Raw genomic sequence first — 18,395 nt, forward strand, 5'->3', positions numbered from 1 at the left:
TATGGCGGCGAATTCCTCGACGCCAAGGGCAACATCCTCACTGACGGCCCTGAATCCATCGAGGCCACCAAAGTCTATCAGCGCCTGATGATGAAGAGCGCGCCGCCCGGCGCCGCCGGCTTCAACTGGATGGAGTCGATGGCCTCGCTCACGCAAGGGCGTGCGGCCATGTGGATCGACGGCGTCGGCTGGGCGCCCCCCATCGAGGACCCCAACGCGTCGCGCGTCGTCGGCAAGATCGGTTACACGCTGGTACCGGCCGGGCCGAAGGGACGGTACTCGTCCACTTACGGCGACGGCGTCGGTATCGCCAAAACCTCGACCAAGAAGGAAGCCGCCTATCTCTATTGCCAGTGGGCCGTGTCCAAGACCATGGGTGCCCGCCTGCTGCAGACCGGCGGCGGCGTGCCCTTCCGCAACTCGATCCTCAATGACGAGGAGGTCCGCAAGGGCGTGAAGAACCAGGAATGGCTGCAGTCGGTCATCGACTCCGCCAAGATCAGCAAGCTCGGCCTGCCCGTCATCATCCCGGTCGCCGAATTCCGCGATCTCGTCGGCGCCGGCATCACTGCGACGCTGGCGGGCGCCGATCCCGCCACCGAGCTCAAGAAGGCGCATGAGCAGTTCCGTCCCATCCTGGAGCGCAGCGAGAAGACGTGAGCGAACTGACAGCAGGCAAAGCCGTCGTAGCCGAGCCAACGGTTACGAAAAAGCACGAGTGGCGGCCGATCTCCTATTGGCCGTTTGTCCTCCCCGCGATGATCGTCGTGCTGGCGGTCATCGTCTTCCCATGGGCCTATACGATCTGGATGAGCCTGCACGAATGGAAGGTCGGCCAGGCGCCGACCTTTGTCGGCTTCGCCAATTACATGCGCCTGCCCGGCGATGCCCGCTTCGTGGAATCGGTGTGGCATACGCTGGTTTACACGGTGCTGTCGGTTGTGCTGCCGCTCGTCCTCGGCACGCTGGCGGCCGTGGTCTTCAACAACCGCTTCCCGATGCGCGGCTTCATCCGCGGTCTCTTCATCCTGCCGATGATGGCGACGCCCGTGGCGATCGCGCTGGTGTGGACCATGATGTTCCACCCGCAGCTCGGCATCCTCAACTATATCCTCTCGCTGATCGGCCTGCCGCCGTCGCTCTGGGTGTTCCACCCCGCCACCGTCATCCCGTCGCTGGTGCTGGTGGAGACATGGCAATGGACACCGCTGGTGATGCTGATCGTGCTGGGCGGCCTCAGCGCCCTGCCCAGCGAGCCCTATGAAAGCGCACAGATCGACGGCGCGACGCCGTGGCAGACCTTTCGCCACATCTCGCTGCCGATGATCATGCCGTTCCTGTTCATCGCCGCGATGATCCGCATGATCGACGCCGTGAAAAGCTTCGACATCATCTTCGCCATCACCCAGGGCGGGCCCGGCAGTGCCTCGGAGACCATCAATCTCTATCTCTACAGCGTCGCCTTCGTCTATTACGACGTCGGCTATGCCTCGGCCATTGTCGTCGTGTTCTTCGCGCTGATCATCGCGCTCGCCGGCGCGCTCTTGCACTTGCGGCAACGCACCCACTGGAACGAGAGCGGAGGCAGCGCCTGATGCGGACCCTGCTCGGCCGGATCGGCCTTACCTTCGCGGTGATCGTGATCGTGTCACCGGCGATCCTGTTCTTCCTCTGGATGCTGTCGCTCTCGCTCAAATTCGAGATCGACAACGCCTCCTATCCGCCGGTCTTCATCCCCGAGCGGATCAACTGGGGCAACTATGCCGCGGTCATCGAATCCAAGCGGTTCATGACCTATTTCTTCAACACGCTGATCGTGACCGGCGCCGCCACGTTGTTCGCGCTCGTGGTCGGCGTCCCCGCCGGCTACGGCATCGCCCGGATGCGCGCGCGAAAAGCGGCGATCCTCATCCTGATCGCGCGCATCACGCCCGGCCTGTCCTACCTGATCCCGCTCTTCCTGCTTTTCCAGTGGCTCGGCCTGCTCGGCACGCTGTGGCCGCAGATCATCATCCATCTCGTGGTCACCGTGCCCATCGTCATCTGGATCATGATCGGCTATTTCGAGACCACGCCGATGGAGCTGGAGGAATCCGCCGTGATCGACGGCGCCACGCGCTGGCAGGTGTTCCGGCATGTCGCATTGCCGATCGCCAGACCCGGCATCGCCGTGGCCTTCATCCTGGCGGTGATCTTCTCGTGGAACAATTTTGTGTTCGGCATCGTGCTGGCCGGCCGCGAGACGCGGACGCTGCCGGTGGCCGTGTACAACATGATCTCGTTCGATCAGCTGAGCTGGGGGCCCTTGGCCGCCGCAGCACTGATCGTGACGGCGCCGGTGCTGCTGCTCACGGTGTTCGCACAGAGGCAGATCGTGGCGGGGCTGACGGCGGGTGCGGTGAAGTGAGGTGACGCCCTGTCAGCCGTCTTTGCGAGCCCTGACGAATTGGCAAAGCCAATTCGTTTGGGCGAAGCAATCCAGAAGCCAGGAGCTGGATTGCTTCGTCGCTTTGCTCCTCGCAATGACGATCTAAGGTGCTGCTGGCACCCGCCGCAATACATCGTCGAACCGCGCCAGATCGAGAAACGCATTCACCTCGATCGCCTTGTCATCCTTCATGTGCATAATCCAGACATAACGATTAGTGTAGGCAAGACCATCGCGCGCACGGGCGACACCGTCCCAATTGACGATCACATGATCGCCATCCGCCCAGATGCGCGTGCTCACGGGCTTGATCGGCTCGGACAATCGCGCCGCGAGCGGCCGCACCGCACGCTCCATCAGCGCATCTCGCCCCCGATGCGTCGCGGCATTCGGTCCAGAGCCTTCCACCGTCCAGACCACACCGGGCGCCAGCAGATCGGTGAAAAATGTCGTCCCGCCCGCCGCCCAACGGTCGAAAGCCTCGGTGACGACGCGTTTGTTGCGCGCCGCGGTATCCGCACTGCCGGATGCCATGACCATATGCGGCCAGAGCGCCGTCATCGCCAGCACCGCCCATCCGGCAAGAGCGACACGAAAGCGAGAGGATATCGACACCATGATGTTCTCCTTCATTGGACTCGCTAGCCTCGACGCGCCACGGACGCGCCGCCAAAGATGAGTTGCTGAACCATCGGCCTCCCAACGAACCGTGCCGGGAAGATGGGCGATGGCGCGCTGGCGTCATCGAGCCGTACGAGTTGCTCGCGCGAGAGCACGACATCAAGTGCGCCGAGATTATCCTCGGCCTGCGCCAGCGTGCGCGCACCGAGGATCGGCGACACGACCACGGGATTGGCCAGGGTCCACGCCAGCGCCACCTGCGACGGCATCGCGCCGATCTCATCGGCGACCGCACACACCACCTCGGCGATCCCGATGGCGCGCTCGTTCAGATGACCGGATGACGCGATGATCCCCTTGCGGGTCGCAGCTACATTCGTTTCGCCCAATGGGTCGACATCCGCCTTCGTGTACTTCCCGGTCAGCACGCCGCCGCCAAGCGGCGACCATGGCAGCACACCGAGCCCTAGTTCTGCGGCCATCGGCAACAGCTCGTGCTCGACCGTGCGCTCGACCAGGCTGTATTCGATCTGCAGTGCCGCCAGCGGCGACCAGCCGCGCAAGTCCGCCAGCATCTGCATCTGCGCGACACGCCAGGCCGGCGTATTGCAGATGCCGAGATACTGGACCTTCCCGCTCCGCACGAGATCGTCCAGCGCGCGCATCACCTCGTCCGGTTGCGTGGTCATGTCCCAGGCATGCAGGTGGAGCAGATCGATGCGATCCGTCTCGAGCTGCCGCAGGCTCTGCTCGACAGAACGCACCATGTTGAGCCGATGATTGCCTCCGGAATTCGGATTGCCGGAATCGCGCGCCATCGTGAATTTCGTCGCCAGCACGATGCGCTCGCGCTTCTCCTTGATGAACTGCCCGACCAACCGCTCTGATCCGCCATTGGTGTAGTTCACCGCCGTATCGATGAAATTGCCGCCGCGGTCGACATAGAGATCAAAAATCCGGCGCGCCTCGCTTTCGCCGGCACCCCAGCCCCAGTCTTCGCCAAAGGTCATGGTCCCGAGCGAGATCGGGGATACCCGCAGTCCGGATCGTCCGAGCAGGCGATAAGTGTCGAGCGTGGTCATGGTCGCGGCTCCATTGCTGTTGCCGCAAAAGCTAGAACTGGCCGGATATCGGAACAATTTGCTGATTTCTCACCAGACTGGTAAGAAAATCTAACCAATGACCATCGACCTCAACCAGATTTCCGTCTTCCTTGCCGTCGCCGATGCGAAGAGTTTTCGCGTCGCGGCCGAACGGCTTGGCGTGACGCGATCCGCTGTCAGCCAGGCCATCCGCAAGATGGAAGACCGGATGGGCGTCGCGCTGCTGCAGCGGACCACGCGCAGTGTCAGCCTGACCGAGGCCGGTCTACGGCTGCATGAGCGCGTCGCGCCCGCCATCGCCGAAGTCGAGAATGCGCTGGAGACGGCGCGTGATCTCCCCACGCAGCCGACCGGACAATTGCGAGTGGCGGTCTCGTCCATCGCCGAGCGATTCATCTCAGGCCCGCTGCTGGCAAGTTTCACGCTCGCTTATCCCGGCATCCAGCTCGATGTCACCGTCACCGACGACGAGTTCGACATCGTGGCCGAAGGTTTTGACGCAGGCGTGAGACTTGGTGAGGTGATCGAGCAGGACATGATCGCCGTGCCGGTCTCGGGCCAACAGCGTCAGGTCGTCGTGGCTGCGCCGTCCTATCTGCAGCGTTTTGGCGCGCCTGCGCATCCCTCGGAGCTCACGCAGCATTGCTGCATCGGCTGGCGACCGGCGCCCGATGTCGCCCCCTATCGCTGGGAGTTCGAGGAGAACGGAAGGGAGTTCGATGTCGCGGTCAATCCGAGGATCACGACCAACGATATGTGGGTCATGGTGCGCACCGCCTGCGCCGGCGGCGGGCTCACTTTCGGCATGGAGGAATTGTTCAGGCCGTATCTCGCACGTGGCGAGCTGGTAACAATTCTCGATACGTATCTTCCACCGTTTCCCGGCTTCTTCCTGTATTTCCCGGACCGTCGCAACCTGGCACCGAAACTGCGCGCCCTGATCGACCATGCGCGCTATCGCACGAGCGCCTGAGCGTACTCAGCCCCTCATGGCGAGGAGGCGCAACGCGCCGTCTCAAACCATGAGCTGGTAGCACTCCGGAAGCTGCAGCCATCCTTCCAGACGCGGCCGAGAGGCCGCTCCTCAGGATGAGGGACGGCGCTTAACTCGCTGCCGCCTTCCTCTGCTCAAGCGGCTCGGTCTCGCTTGCCGCAATCAGCCGCTTCAATTCCGGAATGCAGGAGCCACAATTCGTGCCGGCCTTGAGCTTGGCGCCAATCTCGCCGGCCGTCGCGCATCCTGCCGCAATCGCATCGCCAATCGTGTTGCGGCCGACGCCGAAACACGCGCAGACGATCGGGCCCGCGCTTGCAGCGCCATCGGCAGACTTGCCGGACAGCAGCAGGCGGCGCTGATCGTCACTGAGCGCATCGGCCGCGAACGCATCCTTCACCGCATCCCACGACAAGGCGTCATCCGCCGGGCCGACGAATAGGCAAAGCTCAATCCGTTCACCCGCAAACGACACCGCGCGATAGACCCCGCGTCCGACATCCTCAAAACTTGCAACATCGTCCCCGAGCAGAGGCGCCAGCCAGTCACGCCACAGCGCGACCTCCGCATGATCGGCGAGCAGATAACCGACACCCCCCGTCACCGCGACACGCGCGTGAACCACGCCCGGTGGCAGCACCAGCGGCTTTCGCGCAAGCACGAAGCCGCGCTGGCTGATGGCCACGGGCAAGATCGACACCGGCGTCGCCTTGTTCTCGGGCTGGCCGGAATATGGATCGACATAAGGCGCCACCAGCGCGCCGACGCGGGCATAGCCCGCCGTCTCGTCATTCCAGTGGATCGGCGCGAACAGCATGCCGCACTGCTGGCGATCACTGACCAAGACCTTCAGCGTGCAGGCACCGTAATCCGTCGTGAGCAGTGCGTAGCCACCGTCGATAATGGCGAAGCACGCCGCGTCATCAGGATGGATCTCCACATAAGGCTCGGGGATGTGCTGGCCGAGCCGCGGGCTGAGGCCCGTGCGCGTCATCGTATGCCACTGGTCGCGCACGCGGCCGGTGTTCAGCCGCAGCGGCCGCTCCGGCGTCACATGCGTGCGCAGCTCCGGCGCTTCCGGCGCGATGAACTGGCCACGGTGATCCTTGGTGTAGAAGCGACCTTCGGCGAAAAACCGCGCCTGCTGTCTGGTCGTCCCCTTGCGCAGCGGCCATTGCACCGGCGCCATCGTATCGAAGGCATCGTCGGACACATGCATGAGCCCGCCGATGTCGAAATCCCGGCTGCCGTCATTCTCGAAATCCGACAATGCCGCATGCTCGCGAAAGATCTCCGCCGCCGAGCTGTAGCGAAAGCCCGCCTCGAAGCCGAGACGCTTGGCCACTTCGCTGAGCGCCCACCAGTCCGGCTTCGCCTCGCCCGGCGCCCGCAGGAAGGAGCGCTGCCGCGACACCCGGCGCTCCGAATTCGTCACCGTGCCCGACTTCTCGCCCCAGGCCAGCGCCGGCAGTAGCACATGCGCGCCGGCCCCCACGGTGTCATTCGAACGCACATTCTCCGACACCACAAACAGATCGAGCTTGCCCAGCGCCGCGCGCACCGCATCGGCATCGGGCAGCGACACCGCGGGATTGGTGCCCATCACCCACAGCGCCTTGATCTCGCCGCGGCCGATCGCCTCGAACATCTGCACGGCCTTGAGACCCTCATGGGTGGCGATGCCCGGTGCCTTCCAGAATCGCCGCACGCGGTCGATATCCGGCGGCGTGAACCCCATATGCGCCGCCAGCTGATTGGCGAGCCCGCCGACCTCGCGGCCGCCCATGGCATTGGGCTGGCCGGTGAGCGAGAATGGCGATGCACCCGGCTTGCCGATCCGCCCCGTCGCCAGATGGCAATTGATGATCGCATTGACCTTGTCGGTGCCCTGCGCTGACTGATTCACGCCCTGCGAATACAGCGTGACCACGCGCTGGGTCTGCCGGAACATCTGGAAGAAGGTGGCGACATCCACTTCGTTGAGGCCAGTCGCCTTGGCCGTCGCGGCGACGCTGCCGGCGATGGTCCGGGCACGCGCCAAAGCCTCGTCGAAGCCCGACGTGTGCTGTTCAATATAGGCGCGATCCAGGGCGCCATTGTCCGCGAGATAGGCGAGCAGCCCGGAAAACAGCGCCGTGTCGGTGCCAGGCTTGAGGCCGAGAAACAGGTCGTCGTCGCCGACGGTGTCGGTGCGGCGCGGATCGATCACCACGAAGCGGGCGCCGCGCGCCTGCTTGTTGGCGAGCATGCGCTGATACAGCACCGGATGGCACCAGGCGGCATTGGAGCCGACAAAGATCAGCAGATCGGCCTGGTCGAGATCCTCGTAGCAGCCGGGCACCGTATCGGCGCCGAAGGCCCGCCTGTGGCCGACCACCGACGACGCCATGCAGAGCCGCGAATTGGTGTCCACATTGGCGCTGCCGATGAATCCCTTCATCAGCTTGTTGGCGACGTAATAGTCCTCGGTGAGCAACTGGCCGGAGAGATAGAACGCCACAGCGCCCGGCCCATGTTCGGCGACAATCTTGCGAAACCCGTCGGCGACGTGATCGAGCGCATCGCTCCACCCCACGCGCGCCATTGCACCGGAGGAATCGCGCATCATCGGATGCAGCAACCGTTCGTCGAGACTCAGCGTCTCACCGAGCGCAGAGCCCTTGGAGCACAGGCGCCCGAGATTGGCGGGATGATCGGGATCGCCGGCAATCGCAGCACCGCCCTGCCCGTCCGGCGTCGCCAGCACGCCGCAGCCGACGCCGCAATAGGCGCAGGTGGTGCGAACGGTTTTCAGGCTGGTGTCGATCGCGTTCATCAGGCCGCCTTCGCGATGGGACGGCCGAACATCATGTCGGCGCGGACGTCGGCGATATCTGCGCCGCTGCGGATCAGCTCCATATACCAGAGCGCATCGGACGTATCCCCGACCAGCACGGCGCCGGTGAGCTTGCCGTCGGCAATGACCAGCTTCTTATAGGTGCCGCGCCTGGCGTCGCTCAGCAGCAATGTCTCGCTGCCGTCAGCAGCCATGAAATCGCCGGCAGAGAACACGCTGACGCCGGAGACCTTTAGATTGGTGGAGAGAATGCTGCCCGTATAGGCCGAAGCGCCACCCGCAAGATGTTTTGCAAGCACCTTTGCTTGTTCATAGGCCGGTTCGACGAGACCATAGCAGGTGCCGCGATGTTCGGCGCATTCACCGAGCGCAAACACGCCATCGGTCTGCGTGGCCATCATGTCATCGACGACGATGCCGCGATTGACGGAGATCCCTGCTTCTTTCGCCAGCGCCGTATTCGGCCTGATACCGGCAGCGAAGATCACTGCGTCGGCATCAAGCACGCGACCATCGGCGAGCTCGACGCGCTCCACAGCATCGGCGCCATGAATGCGAGCGGTGTTTGCATTGAGGAGAATCCTGACGCCCTTGCGTTCGACCAGCGTCTTGAGCAATTCCGCCGCGGGTCCGTCGAGCTGCCGCTCCATCAGCCTATCCATCAGATGGATCAACGTCACATCGGCGCCAGCCTTGGCGAGACCATAGGCGGCTTCCAGACCGAGCAATCCACCGCCGACCACGACAACGCGCTTCTTTTGCTCCGCCAGCTCGATCAGGCGATCGACGTCATGACTGTCGCGAAACACATGCACGCCTGTGAGATCGCCACCCGGCACGGGCAAGCGCAGCGCCGAGGAGCCCGTCGCAAAAACAAGCTTTGAGAATGCAACGCGCTTGCCGGTGGATGTCGTCACCTCGCGCGCAGCGAGATCGACCGACACAGCCCGCGCACCATATTTCAGCGTCACGCCGCGATCGCGCCACCACGCGGCGGGCTTCAGCTCAATCTCTTGCGATGTCGCCTCGCCAGCCAGCACCGACGACAGCAGCACACGGTTATAGGCAAGCCGCGGTTCGTCACCGATGACCGCGATGGCGTAGCGCCCGAGCGACGTCCTGGCGAGCTCATCGACAAGCCGCGCCGCCGCCATGCCGTTTCCGATAATGACCAGCGGCTCGCTCACCTCGGTCCTTACTCCGCAGCCTGTGCCTGGCCATAGGCCTCGGCGATCATGAAATTCGACAGCGTGCCATAGGCGGTGGCCCAGGCATCGGCGAGGTCAGGCGTCCAGGCGTCGCCAAGGCCCTTCTCGAGCGTCCACAGCAGCGCGGCACCGACCGGCGCATAATGTTCGGCCTTCACACCGTAATCGACATGCTTCCTGGCCAGCGCGCTTGCTGCCGGCAATACGGTCTCGAGCCGTGTCAGTCCGGTGACGACAACGCCGAGCGTCGCCATCAGCTTGCGGCCCTGCTCCTTGATGTCGCCCCGAAACATCGGCTTCACTTCGGGCGCGATCTCGAACAGGCGGCCGTAAAACAGGTCGGCAGCGACATCGGCGATCGGAACGACTTTCTTGAAGCTATCCTGCACGAGAGCAATCTGATCTGGCGTCATGTCATTCCCCCTTGGCTGGCATTGAAGCTGGCTTGCTTACCTTCTTCCCGCTTGCGGGGAGAAGGTGGCCCGGCGTAGCGACGCGAAGCCGGGACGGATGAGGGGGAATCTCCGCAAATCTGGAACTTGTGGAAGCTCCCCCTCACCCGCCGCGAAGACGCGGCGACCTCTCCCCGCAAGCGGGGAGAGGTTAAGAAAGTTAAGCTGCCTCCACGAACTTGTGGCGCTCGTACAGGAATTCCAGCACGCGCTTGCGGCACTTCAGATAGACGGGATCGCTTGCCAGCTCGATGCGCTTGCGCGGACGCGCCAGCGGCACGTCGAGCACTTCGCCAATCGTCGCACTCGGCCCGTTCGTCATCATCACGATGCGATCCGACAGCAGCACGGCTTCATCCACGTCATGGGTGATCATCACGATGGTGTTGCCGAGCTTCTGATGCAGCGCCATCACCGAGTCTTGGAGATGCGCGCGGGTCAGCGCGTCGAGCGCACCGAAGGGCTCGTCGAGCAGCAGCACCTTCGGCTCCATGGCCAGTGCGCGGGCGATGCCGACGCGCTGCTTCATGCCGCCGGAGATTTCCGAGGGGCGCTTGTCCTTGGCATGGGTCATCTGCACGAGATTGAGATTATGCAGGGTCCATTCGTCGCGCTCGGCGCGGCTCTTGGTCTTGGCGAACACCTTGTCCACGCCGAGACGGACATTCTGATAGACCGTCAGCCACGGCAGCAGGCTGTGGTTCTGGAACACCACGGCGCGATCGGGACCGGGTGAATTGACCTCGCGGCCTTCCAGCAGCACGCCGCCATTGGTGGCGCGCGTGAGGCCGGCGATGATGTTGAGCATCGTCGACTTGCCACAGCCGGAATGGCCGATGATCGAGACATACTCCCCCTTGCCGAGCGTGAGGTTGATGTCCTTCAGGACCTCGGACTGCACCTTCCCGCGGGAAAAGATCTTGTCGATATGGTCGAGCTTCACATAGGGCGTCATGACAGTTTCCTTAGCTGACCGAAGTGCCGTGGGTGACGAGCTTGCCGAGGCCGGCAATCAGGCGATCGAGCACGAAGCCGACGATGCCGACATAGAACAGCGCCAGGATGATCTCGCTGATATGCGATGAATTCCAGGCGTCCCAGATGAAGAAGCCGATGCCGACGCCGCCGATCAGCATTTCTGCGGCGATGATAGCGAGCCAGGACAGGCCGATGCCGATGCGCAAACCGGTGAAGATATAGGGCGCGGCCGATGGCAGCATCACCTTCCAGAAGAATTCCAGCGGATTGAGACGCACCACGGCAGCGACATTGCGATAGTCCTGCGGAATATTGCGGATGCCGACCGCGGTATTGATGATGATCGGCCAGATCGAGGTGATGAAAATCACGAAGATCGCCGAGGGCTGGCCGTCGCGGAAAGCGGCGAGTGCCAGCGGCAGCCAGGCCAGCGGCGGGATCGTGCGCAGCACCTGGAAGATCGGATCGAGCCCGCGCATGGCCCAGACGGATTGTCCGACCAGCGTACCGAGACCGATGCCAACCACCGCAGCGAGTGCGTAACCGTAAGCGACGCGCCACAGACTGGCGGAGAGATGCCAGAACAGGCCCTTGTCGAGGCCGCCATTGTCGAAGAACGGATCGAAGATCAGCTCCTTGGTGTCCTTGTAGACCTTGGACGGCGGCGGCAGCGTGGAGCCGGTGCGGCTGCACAGAAGCTCCCACATGATGCCGAGCAGAGCGACGACGATCAGCGGCGGAATAATCCGCGCCGCCGCCTCCTTCGCCATCTTGCCGTACTTCTCCGCCTTTGCGGGCGACTTCGGAGCCAGTGCGACGACGTCCGCCGGCGCTTTCGCGAGCGGCGTCGCGGGCTCTGTCCTGAGGGCTTGCACGTTCATCGCACTGATCTCCGTCATGTTGCTGTCTGTGCGCCGATCAGACTTCGACGCGCTTGATGGCGAGCGACTTCAGGTAAGCCGCCGGATCGGCCGGGTCGAACACCTTGCCGTCGAAGAAGGTCTCCTTGCCGCGCGAGGTCGAGGTCGGCGCAGCCGCACCGAGCTCCTTGGCAGCCTCTTTCCAGAGGTCCTCGCGGTTGACCTTGGCGATCAGCGCCTTGCTGTCGAAACCCGGCTCGTATTTGCCCCAGCGAATATCCTCGGTCATGAACCACAGGTCGTGGCTCTGATAGGGATAGGAGGCAAAGTCGTCCCAGAACTTCATGATATGCGGCGAGTTCTCGACCACACGGCCGGTGCCGTAATCGAACTTGCCCTTGACGCGATCGGTGACGTCTTCCACCGGGCAGTTGATCCACTGGCGCTTGGCATTGATGGCCGCGAGTTCGTCGCGGTTCTCCGGCTTCTCGCACCACTGCTGCGCTTCCATCACAGCCATCAGCAGCGCCTTCGCCGCCTTCGGATTTTTATCGACCCAGGCGGCGCGCATGCCGAGCGACTTCTCCGGATGCTTGTTCCACAGCTCGCCGGTGGTCAGCGCGGTGTAACCGATGTTCTGATGAATGAGCTGCAGATTCCACGGCTCGCAGACGCAGAAGCAATCCATCGTGCCAACCTTCATGTTGGCGACCATCTGGGGCGGCGGCACCACGATGGTTTCAATGTCCTTGTCTGGATCGATGCCGCCGGCCGCGAGCCAGTAGCGGATCCAGAGATCATGCGTGCCGCCCGGGAACGTCATCGCCGCCTTCACGGATTTGCCCGAGGCCTTCTTCTTCTCGATTGCCGTCTTGAACGGCGCGGTATCAACGCCGATCTTGAGGTCCGCATATTCCTTGCCGACCGAGATGCTCTGGCCGTTCAGATTAAGGCGCGCCAGGATGTACATCGGCGTCGGCACATTGTTCTGCGTCACCTTGCCGGCCGAAATCAGATACGGCATCGGCGTCAGGATATGCGCGCCATCGATGCCGTTGCCCTCGGAGCCGAGCACGAGATTGTCGCGCGTGGTGCCCCACGACGCCTGCTTCAGCACTTCGGTTTCCGGCAGGCCGTATTTGGCGAAAATGCCCTTCTCCTTGGCGACGAATAGCGGACCGGCATCGGTGAGCGCGATGAAGCCAAGCTTCGCGCCTTTCACTTCGGGACCGGCACCCTGCGCGAAAGCGCCGGCCGGGAAATTGAGCTTGGCGGCTGCCAGCAGCGCAGCGGTGCCCGCGCCGGCCTTGAGGAGCTGGCGGCGGCTGATCTTACGGCCCGGCTTGATCTCTGACTTCGTCATTGGTCGGTGTCGTCCTTTCGCGCCTCGGTACGGCCGGCACGTGATCGCGCGCACGCATGGCGGCGCGGCTGGGGGAAGCCCCCAGGATGGCAGTGCGGCTGGTGATGGATTGGTGACGGCTACAATGGCGTCGCTAAGAACTATTCAAATCGCGTGCCAAGCCCGTCAAACGGCGAAATCGCAGTCTTTGCATCGTGTTAACCGCGAGCCCGAGCCAGCTGTCACGGAAAGCCTCGCCGCGAAATTTTGCGCGCCGCTTAAATATTGTGCGATGCACCCGAATTAAGCGATCATCCTTAGGGTGCAATGATACAGGTTCACACCAGCTCCTAGAGGCATGATGCATCAACAGTCATGGACAGCAGCGGTGCGGGTCCGCTTAATCAGCCATCCCGCCCGCTAGATGAGTGCCCCCTGATGTCATTGAGCAACTTGACCGCCCCGCGTGTTTCGCCCGAGCAAGCCGGCATGTCCGCTACCGCGCTCCAGCGGATCGAACGCCATCTCGAGACCCGCTATCTCGACACCGGTCGATTCCCCGGCGCGCAGCTGCTTGTCTATCGCCGCGGCGGCATCGTGCATCAGAGTGTCCATGGCCTGGCCGATGTGGAGCGCAAGGCGCCGGTGAAGTCCGACACCATCTTCCGCATCTATTCCATGACCAAGCCGATCACCTCGGTCGCGCTCATGATGCTGGTGGAGGAAGGCCGCGTCGCGCTCGATGAGCCCGTGCACAAATACATTCCCGAATGGAGCCAGCTCGGCGTCTATCAGGCCGGCCTCGCGCCACTGTTCCTGACGCGCCCCACAACGCGACCGATGCAGGTCGTCGATCTGCTGCGCCATACCTCCGGTCTCACTTACGGCTTCCAGAACCGCACCAATGTGGATGCCGCCTATCGCGCGCAAAAGATCGGCGAGATCGAGAAAGCCGGCACCATGGCGACGATGATCGCCGACCTCGCAAAAATCCCGCTCGAATTCTCGCCGGGCGACGCATGGAATTATTCGGTCGCCACCGATGTCGTCGGCTATCTCGTCGAGAAGATCAGCGGCCAGCCGTTCGAACAATTCCTGCAGCAGCGCATCTTCGATCCGCTCGGCATGAACGACACCGGCTTCCATGTGCCTGCACAGAAGGCGCATCGCTTCGCCGCCTGTTACGCCGCCGATGGCAGAGGCGGCATGGTGCTACAGGACGATCCGACGACGAGTTCGTTTCTCGAACCGCCATCCTTCATCTCCGGCGGTGGCGGACTGTGCTCGACGGCGGCGGACTATCTCACCTTCTGCCGCGCGCTGCTGAATGGCGGCGCGCTTGGCGATGCGCGCCTGCTATCTCCGAAAACGATTGCACTGATGACAGCCAATCATCTGCCCGGCGGACGCGATCTCACCGAGATGTCGAAGTCACTGTTCAGCGAAGCGAGCTATGCCGGCGTCGGCTTCGGTCTCGGCTTCTCGGTGACGCTCGATCCGGCGAAGACGCTCATTCCCGGCAGCGCCGGCGAATATGCGTGGGGTGGTGCTGCAAGCACGGCGTTCTGGATCGATCCGCGCGAAGAATTGGTCGCGATCTTCATGACTCAACTACTGCCGTCGAGCGCTTATCCAATTCGCCGGGAACTGCGCACGATGGTCTACGCAGCGATCAGCGACAGCAATGTTTAGTAACAACATCGATGTTCAATTTTGATCAAAGCGCGCAATGCTGGTCCACATCGAAATTATCTGGATCGAATCATGCGGATTCCCCGCCAGTGAGAATCCGGAATGAAACTTGAGGTGAACATCGCTCGTAATGACAACTACGCACGTAATTGTGATGGGATGGGGCGCGAACTGGCTTTTGTCAAAATGTGGAAATTCAGCGGAAAAATGATGGAATTCTGCATACCACCGAGCACATGCGAACCAGTCTCAGTTATCGCGCGTGCGTGTGGCAATTGGCGTGTGTATAGCATCAACCCCAACCTCTACTTTTGCTTCCGGCTTTTGAGCCAGATCGATAGACATTGGTTGGCATTCACTCGCTGCATCTTCACACGCGCGGAGAGGCAGTTGAATACCGCAAATAGCAATTGCGTAGAATCGGAATGACCGTAGCGAGAATAGTTCGATGAATTCGCGTATCGCGACGATTTCAACCATTCCGATTGTCATAACGATGTGTATAAAGAAGATGCCTTTGGATGATAGCTTTTATGGCTTTCGAGCTGAAAGGCCTTAATCAAAAAAACAAAATCAACAACTCCCTTATCAAAACCAAACTGAATGGTGACGAATGAAGCAACGTAGCGCTGGCAAGTCCGACATCGAGTTGGGCAAGCGAATCCGCCTTCGTCGTGTCGAGCAGAAGATCTCGCAGGCGGATTTGGGCGAGAAACTGGGTGTGAGTTTCCAGCAGGTCCAGAAGTACGAGAAGGGCGTGAACCGCGTAGGCGCCGCGCGCTTGCAGCAGATCGCCACTGCGCTCGACGTGCCTGTGACGTTCTTCTACGACGGCGACGGCAAGAGCCGTGAAGTCGAAAGCCTCCTGTTCCTCGACAGTGCCTTCAGCCTCCGCCTGCTGCGCGCTTACAGCCGCATCAAGAGCCAGACCGTCCAGCGTCAGATGGTCGTGCTGATGGAATCGATCGCGGACGAAGAAGAGAAGTAATCATCTCTACGGCCGTCGGGGCATCCGGCGGCCGTTCGCGTTCTTCCCTCTTTCCATCGCGAACACGCGCTACTCGCCACCGACCGGCGAGATTTTGCAGGCAGCGCACCCGTCATGGCATGGTTGTTGCTGAGGTTTGACATAACCTCAGGGAGAACGATCGATGTCTACGGCCGCCATCACCGCCCCGCCTCTCCGCAAGCCATTTTATCATTCGCTGTTCGTGCAGGTCCTGGCCGCATTGCTGCTGGGCATCGTGCTCGGCATGGCCACGCCGGATTTCGCCGTCGGCCTGAAAGTCTTCAGCGACGGCTTTCTCAAGCTGATCTCCATGATCGTGGCGCCGATCGTGTTCTGCGTGGTGGTGCATGGCATCGCCGGCGCCGGCGATCTGAAGAAAGTCGGCCGCGTCGGCGTCAAGGCGCTGATCTATTTCGAGGTGATGACCACCCTCGCCCTTGTGATCGGCCTGCTGCTGGCCTGGTTGTTCGGCCCGGGCCACGGCATGAACATCAATCCGGCCTCGCTCGACGGCAAGGCGCTGGCCACCGTCGCCGACAATGCCCACAAGCTGCAGGGCGGCGGCATCGGCGCCTTCCTGCTCAACATCATTCCCACTACCTCCTTTGACGCGCTGGCGCGCAACGACGTGCTGCAGGTGCTGTTCTTCGCCATCCTGTTCGGCACGTCGCTCGCGCTTGTCGGCGGCGAGAAGGGCGAGCGCATTTCGAGCTTCATCGATGCGGTCTCTACGGTGCTGTTTCGCGCCATGGGCCTGATCGTGCGGCTGGCACCGATCGGCGTGCTCGGCGCCGTCGCCTATACGGTCGGCCGCTACGGCGTCGGCTCGCTGAAGCAACTCGTCTCGCTGGTCGTGCTGTTCTATGTCTCGGTGGCAATTTTCGTCTTCGCCGTGCTCGGCGGCGTGATGGCGCTGGCCGGATTGAACATCGTCAAATTCCTGGCCTATCTGCGCGAGGAGCTCACCATCGTGCTGGCCACCGCTTCGTCGGATGCGGTGCTGCCGCAGGTGATGCGCAAGCTTGAGCGGCTTGGCGTGAAGGACAATGTGGTCGGCCTCGTCATCCCCACCGGCTATTCGTTCAATCTCGATGCGTTCTCGATCTATCTGACGCTGGCGGTGGTCTTCATCGCCCAGGCCACCAACACGCCGCTGTCCTTCGGCGATCTCCTGCTGGTGCTCGGTGTGTCGCTGGTCACGTCCAAAGGCGCCCATGGCGTGCCGGGCTCGGCGATCGTCATCCTTGCTGCGACACTGAATGCCGTACCGAGCATTCCTGCAATCGGACTGGTGCTGGTGCTGTCGGTGGACTGGTTCATCGGCATGGCCCGCGCCCTCGGCAACCTGATCGGCAATTGCGTGGCCACGGTGGTCGTCGGCGCCTGGGAAGGCGACCTCGATCACGCGAAAGCAAAGCGCGTGCTCGATGGCGATGAGACGGTGGATGTGACGGCGGGGTAGTTGGTAAAGTGCATAAGCACAGCGGCCGATGGCCTCCCTCCCCCAAGCCGCGAAGCGGCGCAGTGGGGAGGGTGGCGCGGAGCGCCGGGTGGGGTCTCTCTCCCCACGGAAGGACGGAGTGTGTGGAAACACCCCACCCGTCTCGATGCTCGCTGAACGCTCGCCTCGATCCACCCTCCCCGCTGCGCGGCTGCGCCGCTTGGGGGAGGGATAAGACCAAGCCCGCTTACGCCGGCGTCAGGATCGCACGCCCCACCAGCTTGCCTTCCTTCAACTCGTTGAGCGCGGTGTTCGCCCGCGCGAACGGCATCGGCGTGGTCGGAATCGGCGCCACCTTCTTGGTCCGCACCAGCTCCAGCAGCTCCTTGGTCTCCTTGAGATTGCCGACGTAACTGCCCTGGATGGTCAGCGCCTTCATGGCGATCAGCGGCAGTGCCCAGGTGGCACCACCACCGAACAGGCCGACCATGATCAACGAACCGCCCTTCGACAGCGCGTCGAAACCGAGCTGCGTGGTCTGCGCGTTGCCGACCAGATCGATCACCGACAGGATCGGCCCGCCAGCCGCCTTGGCGAGTTGCGCCAGCGCATCCGGCGCGTTGCCGTCAACCGCCGCGAGAGCACCCGCCTTCAACGCCGCTTCACGCTTGTTGGCATCGATATCGACCACGATGGCGCCCTTGCCGCCCATGGCCTTCAACAGGCTCAGCGCCATCAGGCCGAGACCGCCGGCACCGAAGATCACGATCGGATTGTCGAGATCCTTCTCGACCTTCTTCAGCGCGCTGTAGGTCGTGACACCGGAGCAGGCGTAAGGCGCGGCGAGCACCGGGTCCATGCCCTTCAGGTCGATCAGATACTTTGGATGCGGCACCAGCATGTAGTCGGAATAGCCGCCGTCGCAATGCACGCCGAGGCAGCGCGGCTGCAGGCAGAGATTTTCCTCGTCAGCGAGACACACCGCGCATTTGCCGCAGCCGATCCACGGATAGGCCAGCGCGACATCGCCGATCTTCACGCCATCTTTCGGCGCGTCCGGGCCGAAGGCGACGACTTCGCCGACCGTCTCATGCCCCATCGTATGCGGCAGGTTGATGCCGCGCTCCTTCAGCGACAGCCGCTTGCGGCCGTGGCCGAGCTCATAGCCGCCTTCCCAGATATGCAGGTCGCTGTGGCACACGCCGGCCGCCTTGACGCGAACCAGCACCTGGGTGCCGGTCGGCTGCGGCGTATCCTGATCGACCTCGCCAAGCGGCTCGTTGAATTCGAGGACCTTGAAGCTTTTCATTTTGTTTTCTCCCGGTTGAAGTTTGTGATGTCGTAGGATGGGTTGAGCGTCTTCGCGAAAACCCATCAATTCCGCGCTTAGCCGTGATGGGTTTTCGCTACGCTCAACCCATCCTACGGCCC

17 protein-coding genes are annotated in these 18,395 nt (G+C 62.7%); 7 read left to right on the top strand and 10 right to left on the bottom strand.

The genetic code is table 11. The features are described 5' to 3' along the window. From ACIQ2A_RS10825 to ACIQ2A_RS10835, 3 genes are all read left to right on the top strand, one after another. The coding region (locus ACIQ2A_RS10825) for an extracellular solute-binding protein (RefSeq protein WP_398478785.1) at window positions 1-660 on the top strand (660 nt) is incomplete at its 5' end. Window positions 661-758: 98 nt separating this feature from the next. Further along, window positions 759-1,595: a carbohydrate ABC transporter permease gene (locus ACIQ2A_RS10830; protein ID WP_398478878.1), complete on the top strand. Its 837-nt coding sequence runs from the start codon at window positions 759-761 to the stop codon at window positions 1,593-1,595. Further along, entirely contained in the window at window positions 1,595-2,407 is an 813-nt protein-coding gene (locus ACIQ2A_RS10835) for a carbohydrate ABC transporter permease (RefSeq protein ID WP_398478787.1), read from the top strand. The genes ACIQ2A_RS10830 and ACIQ2A_RS10835 overlap by 1 nt, the downstream gene beginning before the upstream one ends. Window positions 2,408-2,530: 123 nt before the next feature. Here ACIQ2A_RS10835 and ACIQ2A_RS10840 read toward each other — a convergent pair whose 3' ends face one another. Next, entirely contained in the window at window positions 2,531-3,046 is a 516-nt protein-coding gene (locus ACIQ2A_RS10840) for a nuclear transport factor 2 family protein (RefSeq protein ID WP_398478789.1), read from the bottom strand. A 23-nt stretch (window positions 3,047-3,069) separates the two neighbouring features. Further along, a complete protein-coding gene (locus tag ACIQ2A_RS10845) occupies window positions 3,070-4,131 on the bottom strand; it encodes an aldo/keto reductase (protein WP_398478791.1) in 1,062 nt (353 codons plus the stop codon). A 97-nt stretch (window positions 4,132-4,228) separates the two neighbouring features. Here ACIQ2A_RS10845 and ACIQ2A_RS10850 point away from each other — a divergent pair, with 97 nt between their 5' ends. Continuing rightward, window positions 4,229-5,125: a LysR family transcriptional regulator gene (locus ACIQ2A_RS10850; RefSeq protein WP_398478793.1), complete on the top strand. Its 897-nt coding sequence runs from the start codon at window positions 4,229-4,231 to the stop codon at window positions 5,123-5,125. Window positions 5,126-5,255: 130 nt separating this feature from the next. Here the strand turns inward: ACIQ2A_RS10850 and ACIQ2A_RS10855 are convergent, their stop codons facing one another. The 6 genes from ACIQ2A_RS10855 to ACIQ2A_RS10880 all read right to left on the bottom strand — a co-directional run bounded on the left by ACIQ2A_RS10855 (window position 5,256) and on the right by ACIQ2A_RS10880 (window position 12,843). After that, window positions 5,256-7,961: a molybdopterin-dependent oxidoreductase gene (locus ACIQ2A_RS10855; RefSeq protein ID WP_398478796.1), complete on the bottom strand. Its 2,706-nt coding sequence runs from the start codon at window positions 7,959-7,961 to the stop codon at window positions 5,256-5,258. Further along, a complete protein-coding gene (locus ACIQ2A_RS10860) occupies window positions 7,961-9,169 on the bottom strand; it encodes an NAD(P)/FAD-dependent oxidoreductase (protein ID WP_398478798.1) in 1,209 nt (402 codons plus the stop codon). Before ACIQ2A_RS10860 ends, ACIQ2A_RS10855 begins: the two co-directional genes overlap by 1 nt. Before the next feature lie 8 nt (window positions 9,170-9,177). Beyond that, the gene (locus ACIQ2A_RS10865) at window positions 9,178-9,603 is read right to left on the bottom strand and encodes a globin family protein (protein WP_398478800.1); all 426 of its coding nucleotides are present in this window, start codon (window positions 9,601-9,603) and stop codon (window positions 9,178-9,180) included. Between the two features lie 199 nt (window positions 9,604-9,802). Beyond that, window positions 9,803-10,597, bottom strand: a complete 795-nt coding sequence (locus tag ACIQ2A_RS10870) for an ABC transporter ATP-binding protein (RefSeq protein ID WP_398478802.1) — start codon at window positions 10,595-10,597, stop codon at window positions 9,803-9,805. 10 nt (window positions 10,598-10,607) lie between these two features. Further along, on the bottom strand, window positions 10,608-11,501 hold the full coding sequence (ntrB, locus tag ACIQ2A_RS10875) for a nitrate ABC transporter permease (RefSeq protein WP_398478804.1): 894 nt from the start codon (window positions 11,499-11,501) through the stop codon (window positions 10,608-10,610). 37 nt (window positions 11,502-11,538) lie between these two features. Next, a complete protein-coding gene (locus ACIQ2A_RS10880; protein WP_398478806.1) occupies window positions 11,539-12,843 on the bottom strand; it encodes a CmpA/NrtA family ABC transporter substrate-binding protein in 1,305 nt (434 codons plus the stop codon). A 417-nt stretch (window positions 12,844-13,260) separates the two neighbouring features. Here ACIQ2A_RS10880 and ACIQ2A_RS10885 point away from each other — a divergent pair, with 417 nt between their 5' ends. Further along, window positions 13,261-14,514 carry a serine hydrolase domain-containing protein gene (locus ACIQ2A_RS10885; RefSeq protein WP_398478808.1) on the top strand — a complete coding sequence of 418 codons (1,254 nt, stop codon included), beginning with the start codon at window positions 13,261-13,263 and terminating at the stop codon, window positions 14,512-14,514. A 249-nt stretch (window positions 14,515-14,763) separates the two neighbouring features. Here the strand turns inward: ACIQ2A_RS10885 and ACIQ2A_RS10890 are convergent, their stop codons facing one another. Next, the gene (locus tag ACIQ2A_RS10890) at window positions 14,764-14,994 is read right to left on the bottom strand and encodes a hypothetical protein (protein WP_398478810.1); all 231 of its coding nucleotides are present in this window, start codon (window positions 14,992-14,994) and stop codon (window positions 14,764-14,766) included. A 133-nt stretch (window positions 14,995-15,127) separates the two neighbouring features. Here ACIQ2A_RS10890 and ACIQ2A_RS10895 point away from each other — a divergent pair, with 133 nt between their 5' ends. Both ACIQ2A_RS10895 and ACIQ2A_RS10900 read left to right on the top strand, forming a co-directional pair. Then, entirely contained in the window at window positions 15,128-15,502 is a 375-nt protein-coding gene (locus tag ACIQ2A_RS10895; RefSeq protein WP_398478812.1) for a helix-turn-helix domain-containing protein, read from the top strand. 163 nt (window positions 15,503-15,665) lie between these two features. Continuing rightward, on the top strand, window positions 15,666-16,985 hold the full coding sequence (locus ACIQ2A_RS10900; protein ID WP_398478814.1) for a dicarboxylate/amino acid:cation symporter: 1,320 nt from the start codon (window positions 15,666-15,668) through the stop codon (window positions 16,983-16,985). A 226-nt stretch (window positions 16,986-17,211) separates the two neighbouring features. Here the strand turns inward: ACIQ2A_RS10900 and ACIQ2A_RS10905 are convergent, their stop codons facing one another. Continuing rightward, complete coding sequence (locus ACIQ2A_RS10905; RefSeq protein ID WP_398478816.1) at window positions 17,212-18,273, bottom strand: alcohol dehydrogenase; 1,062 nt, start codon at window positions 18,271-18,273, stop codon at window positions 17,212-17,214. Window positions 18,274-18,395 lie beyond the last annotated feature (122 nt).

The organism is Tardiphaga sp. (assembly GCF_044336785.1).
GTDB lineage: Bacteria > Pseudomonadota > Alphaproteobacteria > Rhizobiales > Xanthobacteraceae > Tardiphaga.

Coding starts and splice junctions, on each gene's coding strand:
- ACIQ2A_RS10880 (WP_398478806.1), bottom strand. CDS start 12,843: ATGACGAAGTCAGAGATCAAGCCGGGCCGTAAGATCAGCCGCCGCCAG.
- ACIQ2A_RS10890 (WP_398478810.1), bottom strand. CDS start 14,994: ATGGTTGAAATCGTCGCGATACGCGAATTCATCGAACTATTCTCGCTA.
- ACIQ2A_RS10900 (WP_398478814.1), top strand. CDS start 15,666: ATGTCTACGGCCGCCATCACCGCCCCGCCTCTCCGCAAGCCATTTTAT.
- ntrB (WP_398478804.1), bottom strand. CDS start 11,501: ATGAACGTGCAAGCCCTCAGGACAGAGCCCGCGACGCCGCTCGCGAAA.
- ACIQ2A_RS10905 (WP_398478816.1), bottom strand. CDS start 18,273: ATGAAAAGCTTCAAGGTCCTCGAATTCAACGAGCCGCTTGGCGAGGTC.
- ACIQ2A_RS10840 (WP_398478789.1), bottom strand. CDS start 3,046: ATGGTGTCGATATCCTCTCGCTTTCGTGTCGCTCTTGCCGGATGGGCG.
- ACIQ2A_RS10845 (WP_398478791.1), bottom strand. CDS start 4,131: ATGACCACGCTCGACACTTATCGCCTGCTCGGACGATCCGGACTGCGG.
- ACIQ2A_RS10850 (WP_398478793.1), top strand. CDS start 4,229: ATGACCATCGACCTCAACCAGATTTCCGTCTTCCTTGCCGTCGCCGAT.
- ACIQ2A_RS10885 (WP_398478808.1), top strand. CDS start 13,261: ATGTCATTGAGCAACTTGACCGCCCCGCGTGTTTCGCCCGAGCAAGCC.
- ACIQ2A_RS10870 (WP_398478802.1), bottom strand. CDS start 10,597: ATGACGCCCTATGTGAAGCTCGACCATATCGACAAGATCTTTTCCCGC.
- ACIQ2A_RS10865 (WP_398478800.1), bottom strand. CDS start 9,603: ATGACGCCAGATCAGATTGCTCTCGTGCAGGATAGCTTCAAGAAAGTC.
- ACIQ2A_RS10830 (WP_398478878.1), top strand. CDS start 759: ATGATCGTCGTGCTGGCGGTCATCGTCTTCCCATGGGCCTATACGATC.
- ACIQ2A_RS10855 (WP_398478796.1), bottom strand. CDS start 7,961: ATGAACGCGATCGACACCAGCCTGAAAACCGTTCGCACCACCTGCGCC.
- ACIQ2A_RS10895 (WP_398478812.1), top strand. CDS start 15,128: ATGAAGCAACGTAGCGCTGGCAAGTCCGACATCGAGTTGGGCAAGCGA.
- ACIQ2A_RS10835 (WP_398478787.1), top strand. CDS start 1,595: ATGCGGACCCTGCTCGGCCGGATCGGCCTTACCTTCGCGGTGATCGTG.